Genomic DNA, 23,379 nt, shown 5'->3' with positions numbered 1-23,379 from the left:
TGAACAATTTTTTGACAAGAATTTCATCTCATTATCCTATACAATGAATAGGCGGTCTATCAAAAGGGATCGGAAAGCGAACCGCTTTTCGATCTCTCTATCACATTACCAATCTCATGAATTAGGAGGATCAAAGTGATGGTATCGATATCCAAATCGAAACGAGTATTGCTTACAACGATGTGTTCATTAGGAATGCTGATGCTTTCGTTCCAACCGGCAGGCACCGGATCCGCTGCAATAGCTGCCGAAGCGCCGAAGATCGTCAAGGCCGAAGCGATCGCCCCGACCAAGGTGAAAGTGACTCTAAGCGGCAAGCTGAGCAGCTTTAACGCAGCCGATCTTGAGCTTCAGGGAGCTATGGGAGACTGGTATTCTCTAAATCCGAATCTTTCGAAAGCGTTTACAATTGTGAACGCCTCGGAAGCCACGGATTCAGAAGGCCGAACGACGGTCGTGCTTGAGACCAAGGAAGCCATGAACCCGGATGCTACCATAACCCGGCCGGCGAAAGAGAACCCGAAGAGCGTCCCTTTTCAAAAAGCGGCATATTATACAGGGGATGCGGAAAAAGACATTCGTCAGGCGGACAACCTGTTGACATGGCAGACAGCGGAAGGCGGCTGGTATAAATACAGTATCAGTGATAAATACGGGCGTGCCTGGGACGGCCAGGAAGGCAAATCGGATTGGCGGACCAAGGACGGCAAGGATATCGGCACTATCGACAATAATGCCACTACGAATGAAATTTTGTTCCTCTCCGTTATGTACAAGCAGACCGGAGACGTCCGCTACAAGGAAGCGGTGGATAGAGGGCTGAAGTTTCTGCTGACGATGCAGTATCCGAATGGAGGATGGCCGCAGGTATATCCGGCGCGGGGGAATTATTCCGATTATGTCACCTTTAACGATAATGCGATGATGCGTGTCATGAACGTTCTTACGATGGCTAAGAAGAGGGAGTACCCGTTTAATACCGACATTGTATCCGATGACACCGCAACGAAGCTGCAGGAAAGTCTGGATCGCGGATTGGATTACATTCTCAAATCGCAAATTGAGGTGAATGGTATTCTCACAGCATGGTGTGCTCAGCATGACCCAGTGACTTATGAGCCGCGTGAGGCCCGCGCCTACGAGCATCCATCCATCTCCGGGTCTGAATCTGTTGAGATAGTCAAGTATTTGATGGCGCTGCCTAATCAAACGCCGGAAGTGAAAAAGTCTATCGAAAGCGCTTTAGCCTGGTTTGACGCAAATAAGCTTAGCGGTATCAAATATGTTTCGGGAGATAAAAACAATGTGTATTTCGTACCGGATCCTGCCAGTACTTCCTGGTACCGATTCTATGAAATAGGAACGAACCTGCCTATCTTCTCAGGGCGTGACGGTGTTATCAAACATAATATTTTGGAAATCGAAGCCGAGCGGCGCAACGGGTACAGCTGGGGAGGCAGCTGGCCTCTAAACTTGCTCAAAATAGCTAATTCGGTTGGTTATTTCGAAAACCGCGTTTACGTCAAAGTCATTGGCAGCAGCTCCAAAACCGCTGATGGCCAGTCTCTGAATATCGGTGATATGAAGAGAGTCGAGGATGCAATTGCACCTGTGATTTCGCTGCAGCCTGTTGGCAAAAAAACGGGCAATCACTATAATATCGGGACAAAGCCTTGGATACTAAGCGGTACGATAAACGAGAGGGCTGACGTTCAGGTGAATGGTGTTCGTGCGCAGGTAGGCGACAATCTGGGCTTTACCTCGGCGCCGGTGGAGCTTCGCCCGGGGATGAACGATATTACGATTACAGCTGTCGACGCTGCAGGGAACTCGGCCGTACCCGTTACACTCCAGGCCGTACCGACCAATGGTACGGTGAAGCCCTAACAGTTCAAGAGCCTTGGGCAAAAATCAAATACAATAAGCTTAACTTATTTCAAGCCGCCTTCTGTGCGGCTTTTTTTGCGTTTGAGATAGAGCTGCAGCATAATAAACGATAAGCAACGGCTGCAGGAATGACAGGGGGCCTTGCTTCATGGCTGGGAAGAAAAGAGGGGGTTCAAAGCCAGGGCTTGACCCGGTACAATATTTTATTTAACAATAGTTTACAACGATAAGTTCAAGATCAGGTAGAATGGCTATACTGCATTGGGAACCATAGAGGCGGGAAGAAGCCGGCAAAGCCATCTAGCATTTTTAAGATTCGCCTGGAAGAGAGGGTATCTGAATGGATATGAGGATTTTCATTGTTGAGGACGATTCCTCGATATTGGATTCGCTTAAGGATCGCTTAGAGAAATGGTCGCTGCGTGTCACAGGACCCCAACAATTTGATGATATCCTTGGCGAATTTCTGAAAGAGCAGCCGCATCTCGTCATATTGGATATTCAGCTTCCGTTGTATGACGGTTTTCATTGGTGCCGGGAAATCCGCGCCGTATCGAAGGTCCCCATTCTCTTTTTATCATCGCGAGATCACCCGATGGATATGGTTATGGCCATGAATATGGGGGCGGATGACTACATTCAGAAGCCGTTTCACATGGACGTGCTGCTTGCCAAGATCCAGGCGATCCTCCGCCGCACGTATGCCTATGGAGAAGAAGTGTCTGATCTAGTTGAATGGAACGGTGCGGTTATCGATATGAGGCGGTGTGTGATCTGCAGGGAGGGAAAGGAGGTCGAATTGACGAAGAATGAATTTTTCATTCTGGCTGTTCTCTTAAAGGCAAAGAACGAAATCGTTCAGCGTCATGAGCTCATGCGGAAGCTGTGGGAGGATGAGCAATTCGTCAATGATAATACGTTGACCGCGAATATAACCCGATTACGTCAAAAGCTGGCCATCCTTCAGCTTGAAGATGCCATCGTCACCAAGAAGGGATTGGGCTACATGGCGATCACGTTATAAGGGGGAAGAACAGCCGTGTTTATGCGCTTTGTGAGCAGCAGGAAAAGCTGGATTTTGATGTTCATCCTGATGCTTGGCTTTGTGGACCTTCTCATCGCACTGGATAGAGGAATTTCTGTACATGCCGGCTCCATTATTTATTTGAATAGTTTGTTTGTTCTCTTTTTTGCTATCTTCTTGATCTGGCGTTATTTCAAGGAAATGAAATACATACAAGCTCTCGAGGCTCTCACTCAGGAGATTCATGACGATTGGCTGGAAGCATTGCCGAGACCAGGAGATCCGCGGGACGAGATAATAAGTGAAGCATTGCGTGCAGCAGACCGCTTTTATAGACGAAAATGGAACGATCTCAAAAAAGACCACCTCATGGAGCAAGACTTTATCACCTCCTGGGTACATGAAATCAAAGCTCCTCTTACCGCTATGAAGCTCGCCATCGACTCGAACCAAAGCGTACCGGCTATGCGCAAGCTGGAAGCAGAGTGGCTTCGTATCCATTTGCTGGTGGATCGTCAGCTTTACATGACACGTCTGCCAACGCTGGAATCGGATTATGTCCTTGGGACAATGGTGATTCAGCGGCTTGCAGCCCAGGAAGTCCGGGAGCTGGCCTCGTGGTGCATGGAGAAGAATATTGCGGTCGAGTTCGAAGGGGAAGAAGCGGAAGTCATAACGGATTCCAAATGGTGCCGGTTCATTATCCGGCAAATCCTTATGAATGCTGTGAAATATAGCCCGGATGGAGGGACAATCTCGGTCCGGACTACCACGATGTCGGAAACCGGCAAGGTCGAGCTGAGCATTGTAGACGAGGGCCCCGGTATTCCTGCACATGATTTGCCGCGCATCTTTGATAAAGGGTTCACCGGAGGAAACGGAAGAATCCAGAATGCAGCCACAGGACTCGGCTTGTATCTTACCAAGAGTGTCGCCGACAAAATAGGGATTACGCTCGAAGCCCAATCCCGGCCGAACAAGGGTACCGTCATGAAAATGACGTTTTCTGCAAGAAATGAGTTTGAATCTATTCGAAGAGCGGCTATTCAGACCCATGAAGCGTAGCCAAGAAATCCAAGCAGCAGGATGCCCCTGACTGCTTTTTTTCTGTTAATAGCAGGAGCGGTTGCTTCGACGAAAGTGACAATAATGTAACATTAGACCGTTCAAATATCACCTAAAACGTACGACAAGGCCGGACGGACATACTACAATAAGGCTATAGCACATTTGGAGGTTAGATATGAATCAGAACCAATCACATAAAACCATGCTGCACGCCCAGAATGTACGCAAATCTTACGGAACGAAAGGTAGTGTACAGCAGGTTCTAAAAGGGATTGATCTTCGCGTCGGAGAAGGGGAATTCGTAGGCATTATGGGACCGTCCGGATCGGGGAAGACCACTCTGCTGAACGTGCTTGCGACCATTGACCGTCCGACGGAAGGTACGATTCTTATTGAAAATACAGATATCTCCGTTATGAAGGATACCGAGTTATCGTCCTTCCGCCGCAGCAAGCTGGGCTTCATCTTTCAGGATTATAATTTGCTGGATACGCTGACCGTGAAAGAGAACATTCTCCTTCCCATCTCACTTGGTAAAATGAACCGGGCCGAGGCAGAGAAGGAGTTCAATACGATCGCCGATGTTCTAGGGATCAAGGAGCTGGCACACAAATACCCCCACGAAATATCCGGCGGACAAAAGCAGAGAACTTCCGCAGGCCGCGCTCTCATCCATCGCCCTTCCATGGTATTTGCCGATGAACCGACAGGGGCACTGGACTCCAAAACCGCTTCCGCGTTACTAGGGACCATTGCAGAGCTCAACAAGGAAAGGAACGTTACCATCGTTATGGTCACTCACGATCCTGTTGCTTCAAGCTACTGCAGCCGTGTGGTCTTTTTAAAGGATGGGGTGATTTACTCGGAATTGTACCGCGGCGATAAGTCAAGGCAAGCTTTTTTCAAAGAAATTATGGATGTTCAGGCTATTCTTGGGGGTGACACGGTTGACGTTATATGAACTGGTTATCCGCAGTATGCGAAAAAATATTAAGCATTACTACCTTTACTTTTTCGCGCTGATTTTCAGTACAAGTCTTTACTTTGTGTTCGCCACATTGCAGTATGACTCGTCCATCATTCGTTTGGCAAGCACAGATGTCAATTTCTCCGCTTCCTTCCAGGCAGCAGGAATTTTACTATTAGTTATTGTTGCGGTATTTATCATTTATGCGAACTCCATTTTCCTAAACCGTCGAAGTAAGGAAATTGGACTGTATCAGCTGATCGGTCTGACGAAGAGAGGCGTCGCGCGGTTTCTAATCATTGAGAATATCGTGCTCGGTGTAGGGGCGCTACTGATCGGACTAGGTGCAGGTGCATTGGTGACTCGGCTATTCCTGCTCATTCTCATGAAGCTCCTGGGAATTGAAGAAGTGATTTCAGTCAAGTTCTCCGGCCAAGCTCTCGTTCAAACCGCTATCGTATACGGCGCTCTTATCGTGCTTACCTCGATACAGATGCTGCGGATCGTTTATCGAAGCACACTGCTGCAGCTCTTTCATGCAGAGAAGCAGGGCGAGCATCCCCACAAACCAAAAACGGTCACAGCCGCGATTCTCGCTGTTCTTGGTATTGCTCTTATTGCGTTCGGTTATTATCTTTCGGGGCACATGCTGAACGATATGCTCTTCTTGAATATGCTTGGCGTCCTGTTCTCCACCATCATGGGTACGTATCTGTTATTCCGCGTCACCATCAGCTGGCTGTTCTATCAATTCAGGAGGAGCGCCAACGGTCATCTCGGACTAAAGAACAGCTTGTCGCTGGCTCCTCTTATGCACAGAATGAAAGCCAACGCCAATTCGTTAACCTTGATTACCGTGCTGTCTGCCATGACACTTACGATGGTAGCAATGGCTTATTCGTTATACTTCTCCGCTGAAACAGATACCCGTTTGTCACTCCCGTACGATTATGTATTTGAGAACAGCGGGGTGGATGCGAAATCTTTTGGGGAGGAGTTGAAAAGGGAGGGAATCCCGTTCGTTCACAGGCCGGTTGATGCCGTACGGGTTCTGGGAACGGTTCGCGACACCGTGAATGGCCCGGATGGAGACTCTCAAAAAAGAATGCTGTTTCTTCCCGCAGAGCAGCTTCTGGAAGCAGGGGCTGCTATACAATCGCCTGGTCAAGGCGAAGCCGTTCTCTATGATGGCCGGGCCCGCCTCAATTGGAATCAGCGGGTTAGCAACAGGAACTATCCGTTGGATATTGAATTGGGTACCGGTGGAGGCAAACCAACACTTCAGCTAACCGGGCTTGTCGATAAGTTTGCCATGAATTATAACGTGTACGGCGACCAGCTCGTCGTAACCGAATCTATCCTAAAGAAGCTCAGGGAGGAACTGCAAGGCTTGCCCGAGGTTGAAGCGGTTCGTTTTGATACTTTTCAAGTCCCTGACCGGGGAGAACGGGCCAAGGCTTCCGCACTTTTTGCAAAATATATTCCGAAGGATAAATTCATGCCCGATTTCTATACGCAATTTAAGGCTGCACTTCAGTCGTTCGGTTTGTATATCTTTATCTCGGGCTTCCTTGGGCTTGTCTTTCTGATTGCGACCGGCAGCATTCTATATTTCAAGCAAATGACGGAAGCGGAGCAGGAGAAGCGAAGCTTTGTCACCCTGCGGCAGCTTGGCTTTGACGTGCAGGACATTATGAAAGGCGTTGTGCGCAAGCAGCTTTTCGTCTTTGCGATCCCCCTTTTGATCGGGCTGCTGCATTCCGTCTTCGCGGTTAAGGCAGCCTCTATCCTTGTGCTGTCTAATATTGTCGTGCCGTCTGCGATAGCTATGGGAGTGTATGCCTTGATTTACTTTGTCTTTGCAGCATTAACCATCGGGTATTACAAGAGAATGGTGAAGCTTGCGATGTAGGGGCTAAATAAGCTCATTGGTGAAGGAATAGGAGGAAAATTCGATGAAAAAAGCAGGTGCGGTTCTGGCATTGATTATCGTGATTGTTGCCATTGTATTTATGACTTCCAAAGACGTTATTGATCGTTTCAACCCTTTAATAAATAAAGAATACGTATATGTTCGAATTAATCAACCGGCACAGGACGAGGATGGAAGGTTCAGATACAACCTTACCGGATACAACGCAGAGGGGCTTAAGAAAAAGGTGAGCTTTACAGCAAGCACAAAGCTGCCGGAAGGAGCTTATGTGAAGGTATTAGCCAAAGGCGCGTATGCTCAAGAATGGGAGCAGATCAAGGAAGAGGAAGCGCCCAAGGAGATCAAGCAGGAACGCTGAACCCTGGGCAGATGTTATATGAACCACACAGGAACGCTCATTGGTCAATGGGCGTTCTTTTTGAATTGACGGAATGAACAACTTCGGAGCGCCCCCGCCGAGTACCATGATCCGCTTCTAAAGCCTGGCAGGAGGGGCATACCCCAACAAAGTTATTGGCGTTAATTCAAGGTCTTCTTAACAGTCTCTCACCACTGTGCGGGACACAAATAGGCCCATTGGTCAATCGTATGTCCCAAGACCTGTTAATTAGGTATTAAGACCGCTGACCTTTTTGGCTTCAAAACTTATAATAGAATTTACTGGAATCCTTTTACTAATAAATCATGGTGGTGAAGATGACCGTAATGGATACTCAAGCAATGGTTGCAACAATAGCTGACGAAATAGCCGATATATTGAACGAATGGTTCGATCAACTCGATAAGAAAGATGCCGCAGACATTATTCGGCGTACCACCTTACAGATTGGCGTACATGATTATGTCCGGTTCGAATATGATGATGGAGCCATCCGTGTATTCTCATTCGACGATGACTTCAGTTCACCGGAATTCGAATCCCAAGGGTCTCGGCCCGTGGTGCCTTTAACAAAGGAAAGCATTGAGCAAGAGCTGCTGCCGCAGCTCGAAGAAAGGCTTCTTCTTCGGTTAAAAAGGTACGATAGCAGCCCCTTGCTCAATTACCGCTTCAGGATAGCAGGCAAATTCGCCTTAGCTGATGGGGAATGGGATGTCATCGTCGTCGATTATATCAATCAAAGCAAGAGAAACGATTTGCTGGAACGAATCCGTCAATACATACGCAATAAGCTGGAAGCCAAGAGCTTTCCGACAGCTCCGTTAGAAAGCTTCTTTCTGTCGAATCACTTAGTCGATTCCGGGCTGTTCCCGACAATAGACTTGAAGGAACTATTTCGTATTTACGACCGGGTGCTCGAATTAAACAAGAGCAAACAGGAGAAGCTGGCCGAGCATAGGGCAACGTTTATCAGAGCTTTTCGAAGCTGGACCGAGACCGAATTTCTTCCACTTTATTTCCATTGTGCGAAGCAGACATGGGGGCTCCCTGTGTACACGAAGAAGGAAGGGATTGATCCAAGCAGCATAGATCCGCAGGCTATGGAGCTTGCTCTGCAGACGGCTATTCTGATCATCAAGCATGAGCCGAATTACAGCAGAAGCACAGGTATCGAGCTGTTGGAGCTGTTGAAGGAGCTTGGGAGCACCAGGGCGGAGCAGGCTATGGAGAATGGAAGCGGCACTCTCCCCGATGAAGATATCAGTTATAAGGACAGTCAGCTTGAATGCCGGGCTAACGATATTTTTTCGACGATTACGATACATATCAAGGAGGAACGAGCGGACAGCTATGCAAAAGCGCTTGATTTTATTTGCAATCTGCTGAACAAAGGCTTCTCCAGAAGCTATCAAATCAAGCTGAAGTCCAAATCCAAGCAGCTGCTCCCTATCCCCGGGCTGGCTAAATCGCAGACGCATCGTTTCTTCGCCAATGCATTGCAATATGCCGAGCTGTTTCCGAAGCTCGAGGTTTATGCGCGGTTAGCCATGGTCGAGCATGAATGGTACGACGATACTGAAGGGGAGAAAAATTGCATGCCCGGCACATATGCGGTATTCGGCTTGGGATTGCAGAGTAAGTCTTATTTTCCCTTGGTAGAAGCTTATATGAGCGTAGTTGATCAGGAGCATCAATCGGTACAGCAGGCGTTTACGCTTGCGCTTATCCAGCAGTACGGCATTGACTCGACGACGCTTCCGACTGTCGCAGCATGTCTCTTGAGGTGCAACGAAGGCAAGTTCGCCAAGGAACAGGCCCGATTTGAAAGCGCAGGGAGTTTGCAGGCTCTGTTGACATTCATGGAGCCGCTCAAATCCCATGAGGTAGAGCATTTGGCGTATCTGATCTGGGGCAGCAGGAAGAACCTGGAGGCAAGAGCACGCAAGGAAGCGGGCGAAGAAGAACAGCAATTATTCGCAGCTATATTGGCAAAAATGGACAAGCGTAAGTGAGGAGAGATATCCCGGGGCATTGAACTTGAGGGCAGGTGAATGATAATGAAGCACATTGTAACGATATGGGGGGCTAACTTTTCTACGGAAGAAGAATTAGAAGCTTTTACTGAGACCCTGTATGATGATGAAGGAGATGCGCGGCCTTCCGCTTTTTTAATTAGCATAGGATGTTCCTGGATCGATGAAGATTTTCAAGAGCTGCATTTTTTCAGAGCCGAGGAAGATCGTAAGTCCTTTATTAACTATTTGCGGTTGGAATATTCACAGCATCAAGCATTCGTTGAGCAGCTCCCTGCTGCGATCGATGAGGCGATCCAGGCTTATAACGCGATCATCCTCCAATACGGAAACCAATCGCCTTATGGAACCATTAACGAGGAGTTGTTTCGTATCAACAAAGCAGGTTTACAGGCAGTGGCTTCACCCGTGCTTCTAGCATGTGTCGAATATGAAAGCTAATTGAGCTCATGAGAAGCTCCAGGACTCAGCGCCGCTTTATTTAAGGAGGAAATGTACTAATGAAACAATTACTACAAGAAATAATAGATCTGCTGCAGACCGATCTTCCTGAGCTAGCCGGAGCGTTAAATCCGCCGGCATCGGAGGAGGAGCTTCACAAGGCGGAAGCGGAAATGGGATTTGCCTTGCCTGCAGAGCTGAGAGAGCTTTATTTAGTCCATAATGGGGAAAAGGACGGGGGTCCGGGGTTGTTTTTTGGACTACCGTTTCTATCATTGGATGACATGCTTGCGGAATGGAGGATTTGGGTCAGTCTAGAGAATCATGCTATGGAAGTCGAGCATTATTCTGTTCCCGCCGGCTGGATCAAGGAACAATATATCCATCGTTACTGGCTGCCGATCAGCAAGGATTGGGGCGGTAACAACCTTGGCATTGACATGGATCCTGCGGACAAAGGAATAAAGGGACAGGTTATTAATTTCGGACGCGACGAAGAGGTTAAGTATGTAATAGCTCTTCGGCTTACTCGTTTGCTTGAATTTATCCGTAACACAGCAAGGGAAGGCAATTACAGCGTCAATCGCGAGGATGAAGAATATATCACCTGGAGCTTCGGCAAGGAAGGGGAAGTTCATTTTCTCGATGCGATCCGCACAATGGAGCTTCCAGTGTGTGAGCCGTTTGGACAAGAGATAGGCGGACAGAACTTGAATGAGTGGTATGACAGTCTAGATAACGATTGGAAAGAGAGAATCATCAAGACGACCGGCTCCCCGGATGCGTTTGTTCGTGCGAAAAAGTTATATTTTATACGAGAAGGATTGACGGATATTTCTCCGCTAGGGCAGTGCACGGATGTACGTGAGCTAGTCCTGAGCGTGAACGAAATCCGCTCCATCGAAGCATTAACCGGCTGCAAGCAGCTGAAAAATTTGTACCTGGTGAAAAATCCGGTTACGGATCTAAGCCCTCTGCAAGAATGTGAGCAGCTGCAGGAGCTGATTCTTTCCGGCTCGGCCGTAACGGATGTTACTCCTCTCAGCTCGCTTCCCAAATTGAGAATATTGGATGTCCAGGATACTGAGATTCGCGATTTTTCTCCGTTGAAGCTGGTCAAGAGCTTGCGTGCCCTGGAAATATCCAATCCAGATAAGGAGCAGCTTCGCAGTATAGCTGAACTCAAACAGCTTAAGGAGCTGACCATCTCCAAATTGGGTCAAATAACGGAGAGCGAATTGACTGAATTAGGCAAGCTCGTAAACTTGCGCAAGCTGGTGCTGGAGGGAGGCACTCTGCCGAATATGAAGTTTATGGAAGGACTCCATAGACTGGAAAAGCTGATTGTAAGAGAATCGGCGATAGAGGATATCTCTGCATTGAATCAGCTTGAAAACCTTCAATCTCTGGAACTAAGCGGTACTCATGCTAGCAATCTGGAGCAGCTGGCAAGTTCAGCTTCGCTCAGCAAAATAACGGCCTCATTCCAGCAATTTGCTCTTTTAAAAGACAGATTCGACCGGTTCATCGATTTTTCTACCATCACGGGTGGCATGTCAGATGAGGAGAGCAAGATCTGGCACGAATATTTGGATCGAGTGCGAGCCTAGGGAGGGATTTTCCTGCGGAGTGCCCCCGTATGATCAGCGAAGCAGAGTAGGAGAGATAGGGCAGGTTAAAATTCAAAAAACCTTAGCCGCTGCATGCGACTAAGGTTTTTTGCTGTACAGGAAATGCGGCGAGGCCGGAAAACCGTGTTGGAATCAACCCGCAGGAGGTACTTAGGAAAGATGCAGACCGATTTGCGCCAGGATAGCACTGCCTACGTACATGCCGCTAAAGACGAAGATTGCGACGATAGCAACCTTCCAGGATGTTTTGCGCAGGTCGATCAAACGATCGGCAACGGAAATTCCCGCGAAGGTCAGGATCGGCGTTGTGATCGACAGAAAGTCGACGGCTTGGATCATATGGATAAAAGTATCGGAAATAAGGCAAAAAACTAGGGAAGTAATCGATACCCAGCCGAGCACAGGGAAATCCTGAATCAGCTTGAGCGGCACTTTTTTCATCAGGCTGGAGATCAGAATTCCGATGAAGGAAAACGCCCACAGCACGATCAAACCATATATCGTCATCATTGAAATCGGAGTGCTGTTCGGGTTTTTGAGCAGTTTAATTTCCTGTGTGAACAAAATCAGGGATATGCTTAACAGCAGCACCAAAGCGTACTTTACGTATTTATTTAATCCGCCTTCCATTATTTAGCACCTCTAACCAATAGTTTGTACATGAATCGTTGAATAGGTACAGCTAGAAATACCATCGTGTACGTACCCATGAAGCTGGTCAGCAGCTGGCTTGCTGATGCATAGGCCGTAATAGTGGACGCCTTGTCCGGAATTCCAGCGACCAGGGCAGAGGAAGCAGCGGTCATCATACTTGCGGAGCCGACACCCGCCGACATGGCTAAGGCTTCTACGTCGAAGCCGATAGAAAGCAGAATCGGTGTGACGATACTGAAGAACAAGGTTCCGAAGAGCGTACCGATGATGTACAGCGACAAGACACCGCGGCCTTCGTCAGAATCGAGCGTGTACTTCTCGGAAATATAGGCAAGCTCGCCTTCACGTCCGATTCCGAGAGTAGCTCCGATCGCTTCCCGGCGCAATCCGATCAGAATAGCAATCGGCAGGCCGATCAAGACAGTACATAAATGGCCGAATTCCTGGATAACGAAAATCCAGCCGACCTGCAAAATCTCATGAATTTTGGGAGCTACATCCGCCCCGTATCTTGCCATCAAGGGAAGCATGATGAAAATCAAATATTTTCCTGAAAAGTTGACGTTTTCTTTACTGTATACCTTTTTCAGGATGCCTTTGCGCACAACGGTGATCCCTAGTATCATCGTGATCAGGATCGCGTAGACCAGCGGCAGGAAGCTGATCTTAACCGAACCGAACTTCACCGACTGGATGCCGATAAACTCTGATACGGTAATGACCAAAAGCGCGAAAACAAGCAAAAGTATAAATTGGGACTTGGATGCCGTCGATTTCATGATAATCCTCTTTTCCGTTAATTACTGTTGCGCGATGGAGTTAATTAATGTCTCGTATTCTTTATAAGAACGACGATAGAGCCTGGATCGGTCGATCCGGCCATTGAAACGTTCAAATACGTCAGCGAGGAATCTCGGGAAAATTTCGTAAATGAACTCGGGATCGATATCCTTGAAGTCATCTCCATGGATCGTTCCGGTAAAACCGCTGTAGCCGATTTGAATACAAGGGATCATATAAGACAAATCCCCGATGTCGCCTGCGGCGCTGATGGGCGTCTCGTTCCGGAAGGCGGCGATTTCGTCGTTAGCATGGAACGCTTCAATAACGAACTCGGACAGATAACGGTCCTGTACGAACGGCAAATAGCCCATCTGCGTTTCGATCGACACGCTTCCTTGCAGCGCTAGGGCACTTCCTCTTGCCGCATCGTCCATTTTGACAGCGGCTTCTTTCATATAATCGACCGTAAGCGTTCTTAAGTCAGACCCGACCTTAATCCGGTTCGGAATGACGTTGGTGGACATGTCGGATTCCATCACGATCGGATTCATCCGGACCTTTTCCGAATCCTTCATTTGCTGGCGGGCAAGGCCTAGAGCGACATTGAACAGCGTAGACATACTGTAAGCATTTTTCGCGGAGAACGGGTCGAAGCCGGCGTGGGTAGCCTTACCTTCGAACGTATAGCGCTTGTACAAAAATCCGGCCAAGTCACAGTTCGTTTCAATCGTCCGTACCGGGAATTCGCCGCCCATTGCATGGACACAAACGCCGATGTCGATATCGTCGAACACGCCAAGCTTCATCGCTTCCGGCTTGCCGCCGTAATACGAAATCTGCTTATTCTTGAGAAGCTCGTCCCGATAAGCCAGATCAAGATACTCTTCTGCAGGAACGAAGATGAACGTCAGCGTGTAATCCCAAGCCTTGTAAGCGCCCGTAGTATAAAAGTACTTGTACAACGCCAGCGCGATGGCTACCTGGGTATAATGGCCGCAATTATGCGCCGCACCTGTCGCTTGATCCGAACGCCAATGCGAAGGGGCGTAGACGGCATCCAGCTCTGCAATGAAAGCGATGTTCAGCTTTTTGCCGCTGCCGAGCGACGTCTTGAGTCCTGTCGTGCTGAAGGATTCGAGTTCGATCCCGGGATGGACGCGAGTCAAAAAATCCACAACAGTCTGCCGGGTCTTCACTTCTTTATAACCCAATTCGGGATTGTCGAAGATCGTCCGCGCGATCCGGTGAATCTCATCGAATTGCTCTTTGAACAGCATAGTTACCTCCTGATGTCTATTATTTTTCCGCTATATAATATTACTTAATTTAGCATTGAAAATACATAGTTTTTTTCAAAAAGAGAGAAAGCAGACATTCTTACTGCAGGTAATCACCAGAAAGAAGGGGATATGGGATGAAATGGGAACTGTTAAGGAATAGTATTAGGTAAAAAAAGGAAAATAGGCTAGGGTGTCGAATGATTTAGCTTTAAAAATAGAATCTATGGAAGCTAGGGGGAGGCCGGATGAAACATGCTAGGACACTGTGTAGGAACGGGTTCGAGTTGCGATGTATATGCATGGGACGGTGACGACAAAGTCGTCAAGCTGTATCAAGCCCATTCGTCTTGGAAGGCCGTGCAGCAGGAATTCACGAATAGTACTGCTGCTTGGGAGAGCGGGCTGCCGGTTCCCCGGTCCGTACTCCCACCGGAAACGTCTGCGGCAGTGGACGAGTTCTTCCGGGCTTCGCAGCAGGCAGCCTGTCATGCGTTCCTTCAGGAGTATTGCAGCTTATCAGGTGTATCGGAGGAAGACATCAAAGCCTGGTATATTCCGGCGGCGGCACGATCTATAGTATCCGGGGCATTAGCCCAGGAACAAGCGGCCAATTTGGCTTCCATGATTCGAAACCATTTGGAGCTAGCGTAGGCAAGCCGCCTTGGCCTCATTACTTTTCATTGTCCGTCAGCTTTTGATTGATTTGATGCTCATATTCGGAGAATGCATCGGATGCCAGCCAGCCGCGGTCAGACATTAGTGATTGATAACGAAGCTTCTTGACGGTTAACTCGTTCTGAAGCCTCTCGCGTTCCGTATCATCCTGACAGGCGGCAATCAAGTCCCCTAGTGTAACCATTTCTTTGCGAAGCAGCATTTCCTCGGGAATCAGGCCGGCATTTTTAAGAATCTTAAAACCGACGCGAAGCTCCTCCGGGACGTTCTCCAATTCATCGGGAGGCAGCGGCTTTCCGTCACCGGGCAAACGATCGAATTCTCCTTGCCGGATGGCCTTCTGAATTTTTTCCTCCGCAATGGAATGCAAATATTTCATCGGTCTATCAACTCCTTTTACATCATCTTATCATACTTCGGCTCATTATTTTTTAATCTTCTGATCTGTACTGCCAGCTGCTTATTATAGTCATCATTTTACTGTGGCACTGATCGCAGCTCCCAATAATGAAGGACACTATCTTCCATCGTTGCGCGATAAATATAAGGAGTTAAGCTCAAATAAGGCGGCTTAGCTCCTTTTCTCATGCAAGGAGTTTATCGCGGTTAAACGGCTTGGATCATTCAAAATTGTACGGAATAGTTTTTCTTGAATTTGCAAACGAAACTGACTATACTGTTTTTAATCAAAAATAGATACACTGGTTCTAATATAGGGACAAGGAGGATTGCTTTTGTTAAAAACGCTGGATAACTCATTGAAATTGTTAAGTTATTTTACGAGAGAGACGCCGCAATGGGGGGTTCGGGAGCTGGCAAAGGAAATGAATATGAGTCACTCCATAGCTCACCGGATCTTATCAACCTTCGAGGAGCACGGGTACTTGATCCAAAATCAAGAAACAAAGAAATACACGCTAGGGATCAAATGGATGGAGCTCGGGGCTGTCGTGAAGGACAACTTCTCCATTTCCGATTTTATGCTTCCTGTCATGCGCCGTCTTGCCGCTGAAACCGGCGAATCGACCTATTTGATTTGGCGAGATGGGGATGAGGGCATTTGTGTTGAGATTGTAGAAAGCTCGCAGACGATCCGGTACGGTGTTACCGTCGGCAGTCGCTCGCCTCTTTGTGTGGGCGCTTCCAACAAAGTGATCATGGCCTATCTGCGCAAGGATGTCCAAATGGCCATCATGGATAAGGGATTGCGCCGATATACGGATCGAACGATTGTATCGAAGGAAGAGCTGAGTCGGGATCTGGACGAAATTCGAAAAGCAGGCTGGGCCTATTCCATGGGAGAGTATACGGAAGAGGTTTTTGCCATAGCTGTTCCGATATTTAATGCCCGTCATGAAATCATGGCTTCGTTGGCGATTGGCGGACCCGACTTTCGGATGCCGGCCGATAAAATCGAGCCTGCCCTCGAGCATCTTAAAGCGGCCAAGTCCGAAATTCAAAGACTGCTTGCTCAGAACCCAGAAGCATATCGGATGCTTCCATAACACTACAGCATAGAAGGAGATTACAACATGACCATGGACCATTCAAAGAAAAAGCATCCGTCTGCTTTGGAGCCGCTTACATTAATCTTGACTATTGTCACGTCGGTTTTCGGTGCGATCATCGGGATGCAAATCATCACTTCACTCGGGATCACACCGAGCACATCTATTATCGGCGCGCTGATTGCGATGCTTATTGCCAGGGTTCCTGTCGCCATCCTGAGCAGATACCGTTCGGTTCATCGACAGAACCTGGTTCAAACGGCAATATCGTCAGCGACCTTTGGGGCGGCCAACAGCTTATTAATCCCCATCGGGATTCCTTTTATGATGGGCAAGCAGGAGCTGATTGTTCCTATGCTCGTAGGTGCCGCCTTGGCGATGCTCCTTGATGCCACACTGCTGTACAAGCTGTTTGATTCCAAAATTTTTCCGGCCAAAGGAACATGGGCGCCAGGAGTAGCCACAGCGGAATCCATTATGGCCGGTGACCAGGGTGGTAAGCGTGCGGGACTGCTTGGGCTTGGTACGTTGATCGGTTTAGTCGGCTCTTATTTTCACATCTCCATGTCAGCCTTCGGGGTTGCTTTTATTGGTAATATCGGGGCGCTGATCATGTTCGGAATCGGTCTAATGATTCGGCAATATTCCCTGCCTTGGTTCCATTTTGACATCAGCAAGTATTACATAGCGCACGGTTTAATGATCGGTGCCGGTCTCGTTGCGCTATTCCAGGTCGCGTCACTGATCCTCAAGAAGCAAAAGGAACAGGAGCCTGCCCAGCAGGAGCCCACCTCAAGCTCAGCTTCATCAGGAACGGTTTCAACCAAGGCAACTAGACGCGTATTAGGATATGGCTTTCTTCTATATTTAGGGATTGCCCTGATCATTGCGATTGTTGGCGGAATACTGAGTGAAATGTCAGCCGGCATGTTTATCGGTTTCCTGCTTTTCGCTGCTTTTGCGGCGTTTGTGCATGAATTGATCGTCGGCATTGCGGCGATGCACTCCGGCTGGTTTCCCGCTTTTGCCGTGTCCTTTATCACTTTGCTAATCGGGATGCTGATCGGATTTCCGCCGGTTGCATTGGCATTGCTGGCAGGATTCAGTGCGGCGACAGGGCCTGCCTTCGCGGATATGGGTTATGACCTGAAGACAGGCTATATCCTGCGCGGGAACGGTGAAGACATCGAGTATGAGCTGCAGGGCAGAAGAGCCCAATATATTACGGGAATGATTGCTTTCGGCGTATCGCTTTTGACGGTTATCCTTACTTATCCCAGCTACTTTAGCAATCATATGGTTCCTCCTATTGATACCGTGTATGCGTCAACGATTAGTGCCGGCACTACACCTGACGTCGCTATGCAATTAGTCTTATGGGCTATACCGGGAGCGCTCCTTCAGCTGATCGGCGGATCGAAGCGGCAGCTGGGCATTTTATTTGCTACCGGTTTGCTGATTCTGACACCGTACGCTTGCTGGGCTGTGCTGGCGGGGATTGCGATTCGCCTGATCGTCTTGAAGGTCAAAGGTAAAGAAGCGGAAAAGACGATGAGCATAATGGCAGCGGGATTCATTGCCGGTGATGCTTTGTACAGCTTCTTTAATTCCGTGTTCAAATTAAAAAAGTAAAAGAGGGATTGGCATGTCAACGATGACACTGGATCAACGCATAATGGAATATGCCGTTTACGGCGGCGCGGTGCTCGGAGGAGGGGGCGGCGGCTGGATCGAGAGAGGACTTGAGATCGGCAAGCTTGCTCTTGAACTCGGGGAACCGAAGCTTCTTACTGTAGACGAATTGAATGACGAGGATCTTCTTGTTACGGTAGCCCTAGTCGGCGCTCCCGGCGCTAAGGACAAATATTTGAAGCCGGTTCATTATATCCGGGCTCTCGAAATGGTATCGCAAAGAGTGCAAAAGCCGATTCAAGGCTTGATTACCAACGAGAATGGCGCAGAGACAACTGTGAACGGCTGGTTCCAATCCGCGATGACCGGCATTCCGGTCATTGATAATCCTTGCAACGGCCGCGCGCATCCGACAGGGTTGATGGGGGCTATGAACATTTCCGAATTGCCCGATTATATCTCCCATCAAGGTGCAGTCGGCGGCAAAGGCGGCCGTTACATCGAAATCGGCGTATCCGGCGTACTGGAAAGATCCGCATCGATGGTACGTAATGCGTCGATTGAGGCCGGCGGGATGGTTGCTGTGGCCAGAAATCCGGTTACCGTCCGTTATGCCAAACAGCACGGTGCCCCAGGAGCCATCCGGCAGGCAATTGAGCTTGGGGAAGCCTTGCTGAATCATAGGGGAGAAGCGGCTATTGATGCGGTCGTGAATAAGCTTGGCGGACGCGTAGAGACAACAGGTACGGTGACCGATTTCCGGATGGAGACCAAAAATGGCTTCGATGTCGGTATCGTTACGGTTGACGGAAAATTTGAATTGACCTTCTGGAACGAATATATGACGCTGGAGAAGGATGGGGAGCGGCTCGCGACTTTTCCGGATCTGATCATGACATTGGATGCATCCACGGCTAAACCGGTTGTTTCTGCAGCTATCGAGAAAGGCCAGCGTCTGACCGTGATATCGGCACCTAAAGAACAACTGATTCTGAGCACGACGATGAGCAACGAGAATTTATTGAAGCCCATTGAGTCAACCATCGGGAAACCGATTGTTTCTGCCGCAGTTTAGCTTTAGCAGTCCGGATCATCATCAACTTCCATATAATGAGGGAGACTTTTGCTTGCAGGCAAGGGATTCCCTCTTTTTGTACATGATCCAAAGGAAGTTATTGAATGCATATCCGGCCCGCAATCGGATTCTCCATGATTTTCATCATTCTTTCATAATTTCTTCATCATAACTTCATGATTAAAATGGCAGTTTGAGGTATCATATGATATGTACAAAAACGAATCCAATTTCTAAGGAGGAACTTTCACTATGTCTCTAATCGGAAAAGAAGTGTTACCATTCAAAGCATCAGCTTACCATAACGGCAAATTTATCGATGTTACAGAAGCCGACTTCAAAGGAAAATGGAGCGTTGTTTGCTTCTACCCTGCAGACTTCACCTTCGTATGCCCTACAGAGCTTGAAGATTTGCAAAACCAGTACGAAACCCTGAAAAGCCTGGGCGTTGAAGTATACTCTGTTTCCACAGATACTCACTTTACACATAAAGCATGGCATGATAGCTCCGAGACAATCGGAAAAATCACTTACATCATGATCGGCGATCCTTCTCATACGATCTCCCGTAACTTCGACGTATTGATCGAAGAGGAAGGCGTTGCAGATCGCGGTACTTTCATTATCGATCCGGACGGCGTTATCCAAGCGCTTGAAATCAATGCAGGCGGAATCGGCCGTGATGCAAGCATCTTGGTGAACAAGGTTAAGGCTGCTCAATACGTACGTAACAATCCAGGCGAAGTATGCCCTGCAAAATGGCAAGAAGGCTCCAAAACCTTGAAGCCAAGCCTTGATCTCGTCGGAAAGATCTAAGGAGCGATAACTTATGGCATTGGATGCGGATATCAAAGAACAGCTAACTCAATACCTGCAGCTCATGGAAGGCGATGTGCAGATCAAAGTGAGTGCGGGTTCTGATGCCGTATCCCAGGAGATGCTGGAGCTGATCGATGAAATCACCGGCATCTCCTCCAAGATTACGGTAGAAAGAACCGAGCTATATCGCACGCCAAGTTTCAGCGTGAACCGTGCGGGTGAAGACACGGGTGTCGTTTTTGCCGGTGTCCCTCTAGGGCACGAGTTCACGTCCTTGGTACTTGCACTGCTTCAAGCAAGCGGCAGACCGCCTAAAGTAGAGCAGAACCTCATAGATCAGATCAAGGGCATCCGTGGCGAATACCGTTTCGAGACCTATGTCAGCCTGAGCTGCCATAATTGTCCCGATGTCGTCCAAGCTTTGAATCTGATGAGCATCCTTAATCCCGGTATCAGCCATACGATGATTGATGGCGCAGCCTTCAAGCACGAGGTTGAAACGAGAGACGTTATGGCCGTACCTTCGGTTTATCTCAATGATGAATTTTTCGGCAGCGGCCGTATGACACTTGAAGAGATTCTTGCGAAGCTCGGTAACGCTCCTGACGCGGCTGAATTTGCTGATAAAGAGCCCTTCGACGTCCTTGTCGTTGGCGGAGGTCCTGCCGGTGCCAGTGCGGCAATCTACGCGGCACGCAAAGGGATTCGCACCGGGATTGTCGCCGAGCGTTTTGGCGGACAAGTCATGGATACCATGGGTATTGAAAACTTCATCAGCATGAAGTATACCGAAGGTCCCAAGCTCGTGGCGAGCTTAGAAGAGCACGTAAAGGAATACGGCATCGACGTCATGAAGCTTCAGCGTGCCAAACGCTTGGAGAAGAAGGATCTCGTCGAAATCGAGCTTGAGAACGGCGCAGTGCTGAAGAGCAAAACCGTCATTCTCTCGACTGGTGCCCGTTGGCGCAATGTCGGGGTTCCGGGTGAAGCGGAATTCAAGAACAAGGGGGTAGCTTATTGCCCTCATTGTGACGGCCCATTGTTCATCGGGAAGGATGTAGCCGTGATCGGCGGCGGCAACTCCGGTATCGAGGCGGCTATTGATCTGGCCGGTATCGTGAAGCATGTGACGGTCCTCGAGTTCATGCCTGAACTTAAGGCCGATGCGGTATTGCAAAAACGGCTCTATAGCCTCCCTAACGTGACGGTCCTCAAGAACGTCCAAACCAAGGAGATTACAGGCACGGACAAGGTAGATGGAATTACCTATATCGATCGCGATTCGGGTACTGAACACCATGTCGATTTGCAAGGAGTATTCGTTCAAATCGGTCTTGTTCCTAATACCGATTGGCTGGGCGATACGGTTGAACGTACTCGCTTCGGCGAGATCGTCGTAGATCGTCATGGCGCAACGAATGTTCCTGGTGTATTCGCTGCCGGCGACTGCACCAACAGCCCTTACAAGCAAATCATTATTTCTATGGGATCAGGTGCCAATGCGGCCTTAGGCGCATTCGACTATCTAATCCGTAATTAATAATTAGCATGCAATAACTCTAAAGTCCCCTTACTTAAGGGGGCTTTTTTGTACATATGACAAAAGCACTCGCATCCCGTTTTCCGCCTTTACGCGCTGTCCATGATGGTCCAACTCCTCTATCCGTGCTCAAACTTACAACCAGTCGTAAAGCTTAAGGAACGGCGTGCCGCGGCAGCTGTACTATTATTCTTCAACAAATCGGAAAATTAGTTATTGACTAATCAATAACAACTTGGTATAGTTTTCACATAAGTTAGTGATTGATCAATTACAAATAAAAAGGAGTGCTGATGAATGATGAATAAAGCGATTGTGGTGGGCGCAACCGGAGGTACGGGTGCAGTTATTACAGCGGAGTTGGCAAAAAGGGGGATCCCCGTCATTGCCTTCGGGCGGTCACGCCAAAAGCTCGAGGAGCTTGCTAGAGAGCTCGGTCATCCAGAGCATCTATCTTTGGCTACTGGGGATGCGTTCAAGCCGGATGATATCGCTAGGGCGGCGAAGGAAGCAGATGTATTGTTTCATTGTGCCAATGTCCCTTACCACGAGATGGAGAGCAAATTGATTCCCCTGGGTGAATCCGTAATGGAGGCAGCTAATCGACTGAGCTTGAAGGTAGTCGCAATAGACGGTATCTACCCTTATGGAAGGAGACAGACAAATCCGGTTGCGGAGGAGCATCCCAAACAACCGCATACTAAGAAAGGAAAAGTGCGTCTTGCTTTCGAGCAGATGATCTTTAGCGGCAGATGGGGGCAAACGCAGGCTATGATAGTTCGTTTGCCGGATTATTACGGACCGACTGCGAATCAGGCTTCATATCTGGGTGGGACACTTGAAGCGATCGCCGCGGGCAAAATGGCCTTTTTCATTGGCAATATGACCGTACCTCGGGAATACGTATATTTGCCTGACGCGGCTGTGATGGTTGTTGAGCTGGCGGGACGCGACCATGCATACGGGCAAAATTGGAATATTCCTGGCTCCGACGTGATTTCCGGACATGAGATAGTTCGGATTGCCAGACAAGCGAGCGGAATGAAGAAGCCCGTTATTGCCCTTGGCAGGTTCGGATTGTCGCTGCTGGGACTATTCGTTCCTGTCATGAAGGAGGTTGTTGAAATGCTGTACTTAACGGAGGAACCGCTGCGCTTAAGCGGGGAGAAATACAGGCGCCACATCGGACCGATTCCGGTTACGAAGCCAGCAGACGGGATTGCAGCAACAATCCGGGAATTGCAGAACAGAAAGTGAGATATTTTTGAGAAATAGTAATTGATTAATCAATAAAATCGGTTCTATCTACCGCTTTGAAAAGATTGATTTTAAATCCACAAAAAGACTGCCATCACTTTGAAGCTCGGCAAAAAACACCTCTTGAATAGAGGCGGCGCCGGACTGCCTGATTTGTTCTTCCAGCCACTTATAGCTCAGTTGCAGCTCTTTCAAATTTCTTTTGACAACCTGGCCATCGACGATGAGCTCGGTAGGGAGATACAAACGATCTTGAACAGGCAGCTGGAGATCCTTTTTTGTCGGGCTTTCCATATCTTGCTTTTTTAATACGCTTAGTTTGCCGTTAGGCTCCAGGATCGCGTAATCGACCTCCCGGATGGAGAACACATTTTTGTCCCTTAGCAGCATGCTTAAATCATCCATATTTAATTTGCTTAAAGCCATCGCCTTTTGCTGTAATTTTCCATGCTTGATGACGATTGCAGGCTCACCGTCGAATAGAACTCGTATCATCGGTGATTTAAGGCTTAGCTGCTCGACAAAGATAGTCAGCATTGCCCAAACGGTCATGGCTGTGATACCGGAAACGATTTCGTCTTTATGTAAAACCATCTCACCCGCAATGTTGCCAAGGGCAATTCCTGTAATGTAGGTGAAGAAGGTCATTTGACTTAATTGTTTTTTTCCTAAAATACGCGTTAATAACAGCAAAACGATAAAGCCTAACAACGTCCGGATGGAGCTTTGCCATATTGCTTCCATAGTGCAGGTTCAGATCCCTTCCTTGTACCATATAAAATAGGTTCTCCTT

The 23,379-nt window shown here is 48.4% G+C and carries 21 protein-coding genes; 16 read left to right on the top strand and 5 right to left on the bottom strand.

Going from position 1 to position 23,379, the window contains the following annotated elements:
- Nucleotides 1-138: 138 nt before the first annotated feature.
- The 9 genes from pelA (at nucleotide 139) to B1728_RS17890 (ending at nucleotide 11,342) form a co-directional block, all read left to right on the top strand.
- Nucleotides 139-1,887: a pectate lyase gene (gene pelA / locus B1728_RS17930; RefSeq protein WP_079911685.1), complete on the top strand. Its 1,749-nt coding sequence runs from the start codon at nucleotides 139-141 to the stop codon at nucleotides 1,885-1,887.
- A 340-nt stretch (nucleotides 1,888-2,227) separates the two neighbouring features.
- The gene (locus B1728_RS17925; RefSeq protein WP_179136067.1) at nucleotides 2,228-2,911 is read left to right on the top strand and encodes a response regulator transcription factor; all 684 of its coding nucleotides are present in this window, start codon (nucleotides 2,228-2,230) and stop codon (nucleotides 2,909-2,911) included.
- Between the two features lie 21 nt (nucleotides 2,912-2,932).
- Entirely contained in the window at nucleotides 2,933-3,976 is a 1,044-nt protein-coding gene (locus B1728_RS17920; RefSeq protein WP_079911923.1) for a sensor histidine kinase, read from the top strand.
- A gap of 178 nt (nucleotides 3,977-4,154) precedes the next feature.
- On the top strand, nucleotides 4,155-4,940 hold the full coding sequence (locus B1728_RS17915) for an ABC transporter ATP-binding protein (RefSeq protein ID WP_079911683.1): 786 nt from the start codon (nucleotides 4,155-4,157) through the stop codon (nucleotides 4,938-4,940).
- Nucleotides 4,918-6,858: an ABC transporter permease gene (locus B1728_RS17910; RefSeq protein ID WP_256865404.1), complete on the top strand. Its 1,941-nt coding sequence runs from the start codon at nucleotides 4,918-4,920 to the stop codon at nucleotides 6,856-6,858. Before B1728_RS17915 ends, B1728_RS17910 begins: the two co-directional genes overlap by 23 nt.
- A 43-nt stretch (nucleotides 6,859-6,901) precedes the next feature.
- A complete protein-coding gene (locus tag B1728_RS17905) occupies nucleotides 6,902-7,237 on the top strand; it encodes a YxeA family protein (RefSeq protein WP_079911679.1) in 336 nt (111 codons plus the stop codon).
- A 338-nt stretch (nucleotides 7,238-7,575) separates the two neighbouring features.
- On the top strand, nucleotides 7,576-9,270 hold the full coding sequence (locus tag B1728_RS17900) for a DUF6138 family protein (protein WP_256865403.1): 1,695 nt from the start codon (nucleotides 7,576-7,578) through the stop codon (nucleotides 9,268-9,270).
- 45 nt (nucleotides 9,271-9,315) lie between these two features.
- Entirely contained in the window at nucleotides 9,316-9,732 is a 417-nt protein-coding gene (locus tag B1728_RS17895; protein ID WP_179136066.1) for an immunity 22 family protein, read from the top strand.
- A gap of 59 nt (nucleotides 9,733-9,791) precedes the next feature.
- Nucleotides 9,792-11,342, top strand: coding sequence for a leucine-rich repeat domain-containing protein (locus B1728_RS17890; RefSeq protein ID WP_079911676.1), 1,551 nt, complete (start codon nucleotides 9,792-9,794; stop codon nucleotides 11,340-11,342).
- 171 nt (nucleotides 11,343-11,513) lie between these two features.
- Here the strand turns inward: B1728_RS17890 and B1728_RS17885 are convergent, their stop codons facing one another.
- Genes B1728_RS17885 through B1728_RS17875 form a run of 3 tightly spaced genes read right to left on the bottom strand, consistent with a single transcriptional unit; the run spans nucleotide 11,514 to nucleotide 14,077 of the window.
- The gene (locus B1728_RS17885; RefSeq protein WP_079911674.1) at nucleotides 11,514-11,993 is read right to left on the bottom strand and encodes a hypothetical protein; all 480 of its coding nucleotides are present in this window, start codon (nucleotides 11,991-11,993) and stop codon (nucleotides 11,514-11,516) included.
- Nucleotides 11,993-12,796 carry a DUF3100 domain-containing protein gene (locus B1728_RS17880; protein ID WP_079911672.1) on the bottom strand — a complete coding sequence of 268 codons (804 nt, stop codon included), beginning with the start codon at nucleotides 12,794-12,796 and terminating at the stop codon, nucleotides 11,993-11,995. Before B1728_RS17880 ends, B1728_RS17885 begins: the two co-directional genes overlap by 1 nt.
- A gap of 21 nt (nucleotides 12,797-12,817) precedes the next feature.
- The gene (locus B1728_RS17875) at nucleotides 12,818-14,077 is read right to left on the bottom strand and encodes a M20/M25/M40 family metallo-hydrolase (protein WP_079911671.1); all 1,260 of its coding nucleotides are present in this window, start codon (nucleotides 14,075-14,077) and stop codon (nucleotides 12,818-12,820) included.
- A gap of 255 nt (nucleotides 14,078-14,332) precedes the next feature.
- Between B1728_RS17875 and B1728_RS17870 the strand changes: the two genes are divergently transcribed.
- Nucleotides 14,333-14,731: a hypothetical protein gene (locus B1728_RS17870; protein ID WP_079911670.1), complete on the top strand. Its 399-nt coding sequence runs from the start codon at nucleotides 14,333-14,335 to the stop codon at nucleotides 14,729-14,731.
- 19 nt (nucleotides 14,732-14,750) lie between these two features.
- Here B1728_RS17870 and B1728_RS17865 read toward each other — a convergent pair whose 3' ends face one another.
- Nucleotides 14,751-15,134 (bottom strand): DnaJ family domain-containing protein, encoded by a 384-nt coding sequence (locus B1728_RS17865; protein WP_079911669.1) that lies wholly within the window; start codon nucleotides 15,132-15,134, stop codon nucleotides 14,751-14,753.
- A 355-nt stretch (nucleotides 15,135-15,489) separates the two neighbouring features.
- Between B1728_RS17865 and B1728_RS17860 the strand changes: the two genes are divergently transcribed.
- The 6 genes from B1728_RS17860 to B1728_RS17835 all read left to right on the top strand — a co-directional run bounded on the left by B1728_RS17860 (nucleotide 15,490) and on the right by B1728_RS17835 (nucleotide 22,586).
- On the top strand, nucleotides 15,490-16,260 hold the full coding sequence (locus B1728_RS17860) for an IclR family transcriptional regulator (protein WP_079911668.1): 771 nt from the start codon (nucleotides 15,490-15,492) through the stop codon (nucleotides 16,258-16,260).
- Nucleotides 16,261-16,293: 33 nt separating this feature from the next.
- Nucleotides 16,294-17,895, top strand: a complete 1,602-nt coding sequence (locus B1728_RS17855; protein WP_079911921.1) for an OPT/YSL family transporter — start codon at nucleotides 16,294-16,296, stop codon at nucleotides 17,893-17,895.
- 13 nt (nucleotides 17,896-17,908) lie between these two features.
- A complete protein-coding gene (locus tag B1728_RS17850; protein ID WP_079911666.1) occupies nucleotides 17,909-18,970 on the top strand; it encodes an S-methyl thiohydantoin desulfurase family protein in 1,062 nt (353 codons plus the stop codon).
- Nucleotides 18,971-19,222: 252 nt separating this feature from the next.
- Nucleotides 19,223-19,786 (top strand): alkyl hydroperoxide reductase subunit C, encoded by a 564-nt coding sequence (gene ahpC / locus B1728_RS17845; protein WP_079911665.1) that lies wholly within the window; start codon nucleotides 19,223-19,225, stop codon nucleotides 19,784-19,786.
- Between the two features lie 13 nt (nucleotides 19,787-19,799).
- Complete coding sequence (gene ahpF, locus B1728_RS17840; RefSeq protein ID WP_079911664.1) at nucleotides 19,800-21,329, top strand: alkyl hydroperoxide reductase subunit F; 1,530 nt, start codon at nucleotides 19,800-19,802, stop codon at nucleotides 21,327-21,329.
- A gap of 300 nt (nucleotides 21,330-21,629) precedes the next feature.
- Complete coding sequence (locus B1728_RS17835) at nucleotides 21,630-22,586, top strand: SDR family NAD(P)-dependent oxidoreductase (protein ID WP_483310985.1); 957 nt, start codon at nucleotides 21,630-21,632, stop codon at nucleotides 22,584-22,586.
- A gap of 48 nt (nucleotides 22,587-22,634) precedes the next feature.
- On the opposite strand, the gene B1728_RS17830 is transcribed toward B1728_RS17835, so the two are convergent.
- Complete coding sequence (locus B1728_RS17830) at nucleotides 22,635-23,330, bottom strand: YetF domain-containing protein (RefSeq protein ID WP_079911661.1); 696 nt, start codon at nucleotides 23,328-23,330, stop codon at nucleotides 22,635-22,637.
- Nucleotides 23,331-23,379 lie beyond the last annotated feature (49 nt).

Source organism: Paenibacillus sp. 32352 (assembly GCF_002042965.1).
GTDB classification, from domain to species: domain Bacteria; phylum Bacillota; class Bacilli; order Paenibacillales; family NBRC-103111; genus Paenibacillus_S; species Paenibacillus_S vulneris.
The sequence above is the reverse complement of the archived record's forward strand: the minus strand, read 5'-3'. Positions and strand labels throughout refer to the sequence as shown.

Coding starts and splice junctions, on each gene's coding strand:
- pelA (WP_079911685.1), top strand. CDS start 139: ATGGTATCGATATCCAAATCGAAACGAGTATTGCTTACAACGATGTGT.
- B1728_RS17925 (WP_179136067.1), top strand. CDS start 2,228: ATGGATATGAGGATTTTCATTGTTGAGGACGATTCCTCGATATTGGAT.
- B1728_RS17920 (WP_079911923.1), top strand. CDS start 2,933: ATGCGCTTTGTGAGCAGCAGGAAAAGCTGGATTTTGATGTTCATCCTG.
- B1728_RS17915 (WP_079911683.1), top strand. CDS start 4,155: ATGAATCAGAACCAATCACATAAAACCATGCTGCACGCCCAGAATGTA.
- B1728_RS17905 (WP_079911679.1), top strand. CDS start 6,902: ATGAAAAAAGCAGGTGCGGTTCTGGCATTGATTATCGTGATTGTTGCC.
- B1728_RS17900 (WP_256865403.1), top strand. CDS start 7,576: ATGACCGTAATGGATACTCAAGCAATGGTTGCAACAATAGCTGACGAA.
- B1728_RS17895 (WP_179136066.1), top strand. CDS start 9,316: ATGAAGCACATTGTAACGATATGGGGGGCTAACTTTTCTACGGAAGAA.
- B1728_RS17890 (WP_079911676.1), top strand. CDS start 9,792: ATGAAACAATTACTACAAGAAATAATAGATCTGCTGCAGACCGATCTT.
- B1728_RS17885 (WP_079911674.1), bottom strand. CDS start 11,993: ATGGAAGGCGGATTAAATAAATACGTAAAGTACGCTTTGGTGCTGCTG.
- B1728_RS17880 (WP_079911672.1), bottom strand. CDS start 12,796: ATGAAATCGACGGCATCCAAGTCCCAATTTATACTTTTGCTTGTTTTC.
- B1728_RS17875 (WP_079911671.1), bottom strand. CDS start 14,077: ATGCTGTTCAAAGAGCAATTCGATGAGATTCACCGGATCGCGCGGACG.
- B1728_RS17870 (WP_079911670.1), top strand. CDS start 14,333: ATGCTAGGACACTGTGTAGGAACGGGTTCGAGTTGCGATGTATATGCA.
- B1728_RS17865 (WP_079911669.1), bottom strand. CDS start 15,134: ATGAAATATTTGCATTCCATTGCGGAGGAAAAAATTCAGAAGGCCATC.
- B1728_RS17855 (WP_079911921.1), top strand. CDS start 16,294: ATGGACCATTCAAAGAAAAAGCATCCGTCTGCTTTGGAGCCGCTTACA.
- B1728_RS17850 (WP_079911666.1), top strand. CDS start 17,909: ATGTCAACGATGACACTGGATCAACGCATAATGGAATATGCCGTTTAC.
- ahpC (WP_079911665.1), top strand. CDS start 19,223: ATGTCTCTAATCGGAAAAGAAGTGTTACCATTCAAAGCATCAGCTTAC.
- ahpF (WP_079911664.1), top strand. CDS start 19,800: ATGGCATTGGATGCGGATATCAAAGAACAGCTAACTCAATACCTGCAG.
- B1728_RS17835 (WP_483310985.1), top strand. CDS start 21,630: ATGAATAAAGCGATTGTGGTGGGCGCAACCGGAGGTACGGGTGCAGTT.
- B1728_RS17830 (WP_079911661.1), bottom strand. CDS start 23,330: ATGGAAGCAATATGGCAAAGCTCCATCCGGACGTTGTTAGGCTTTATC.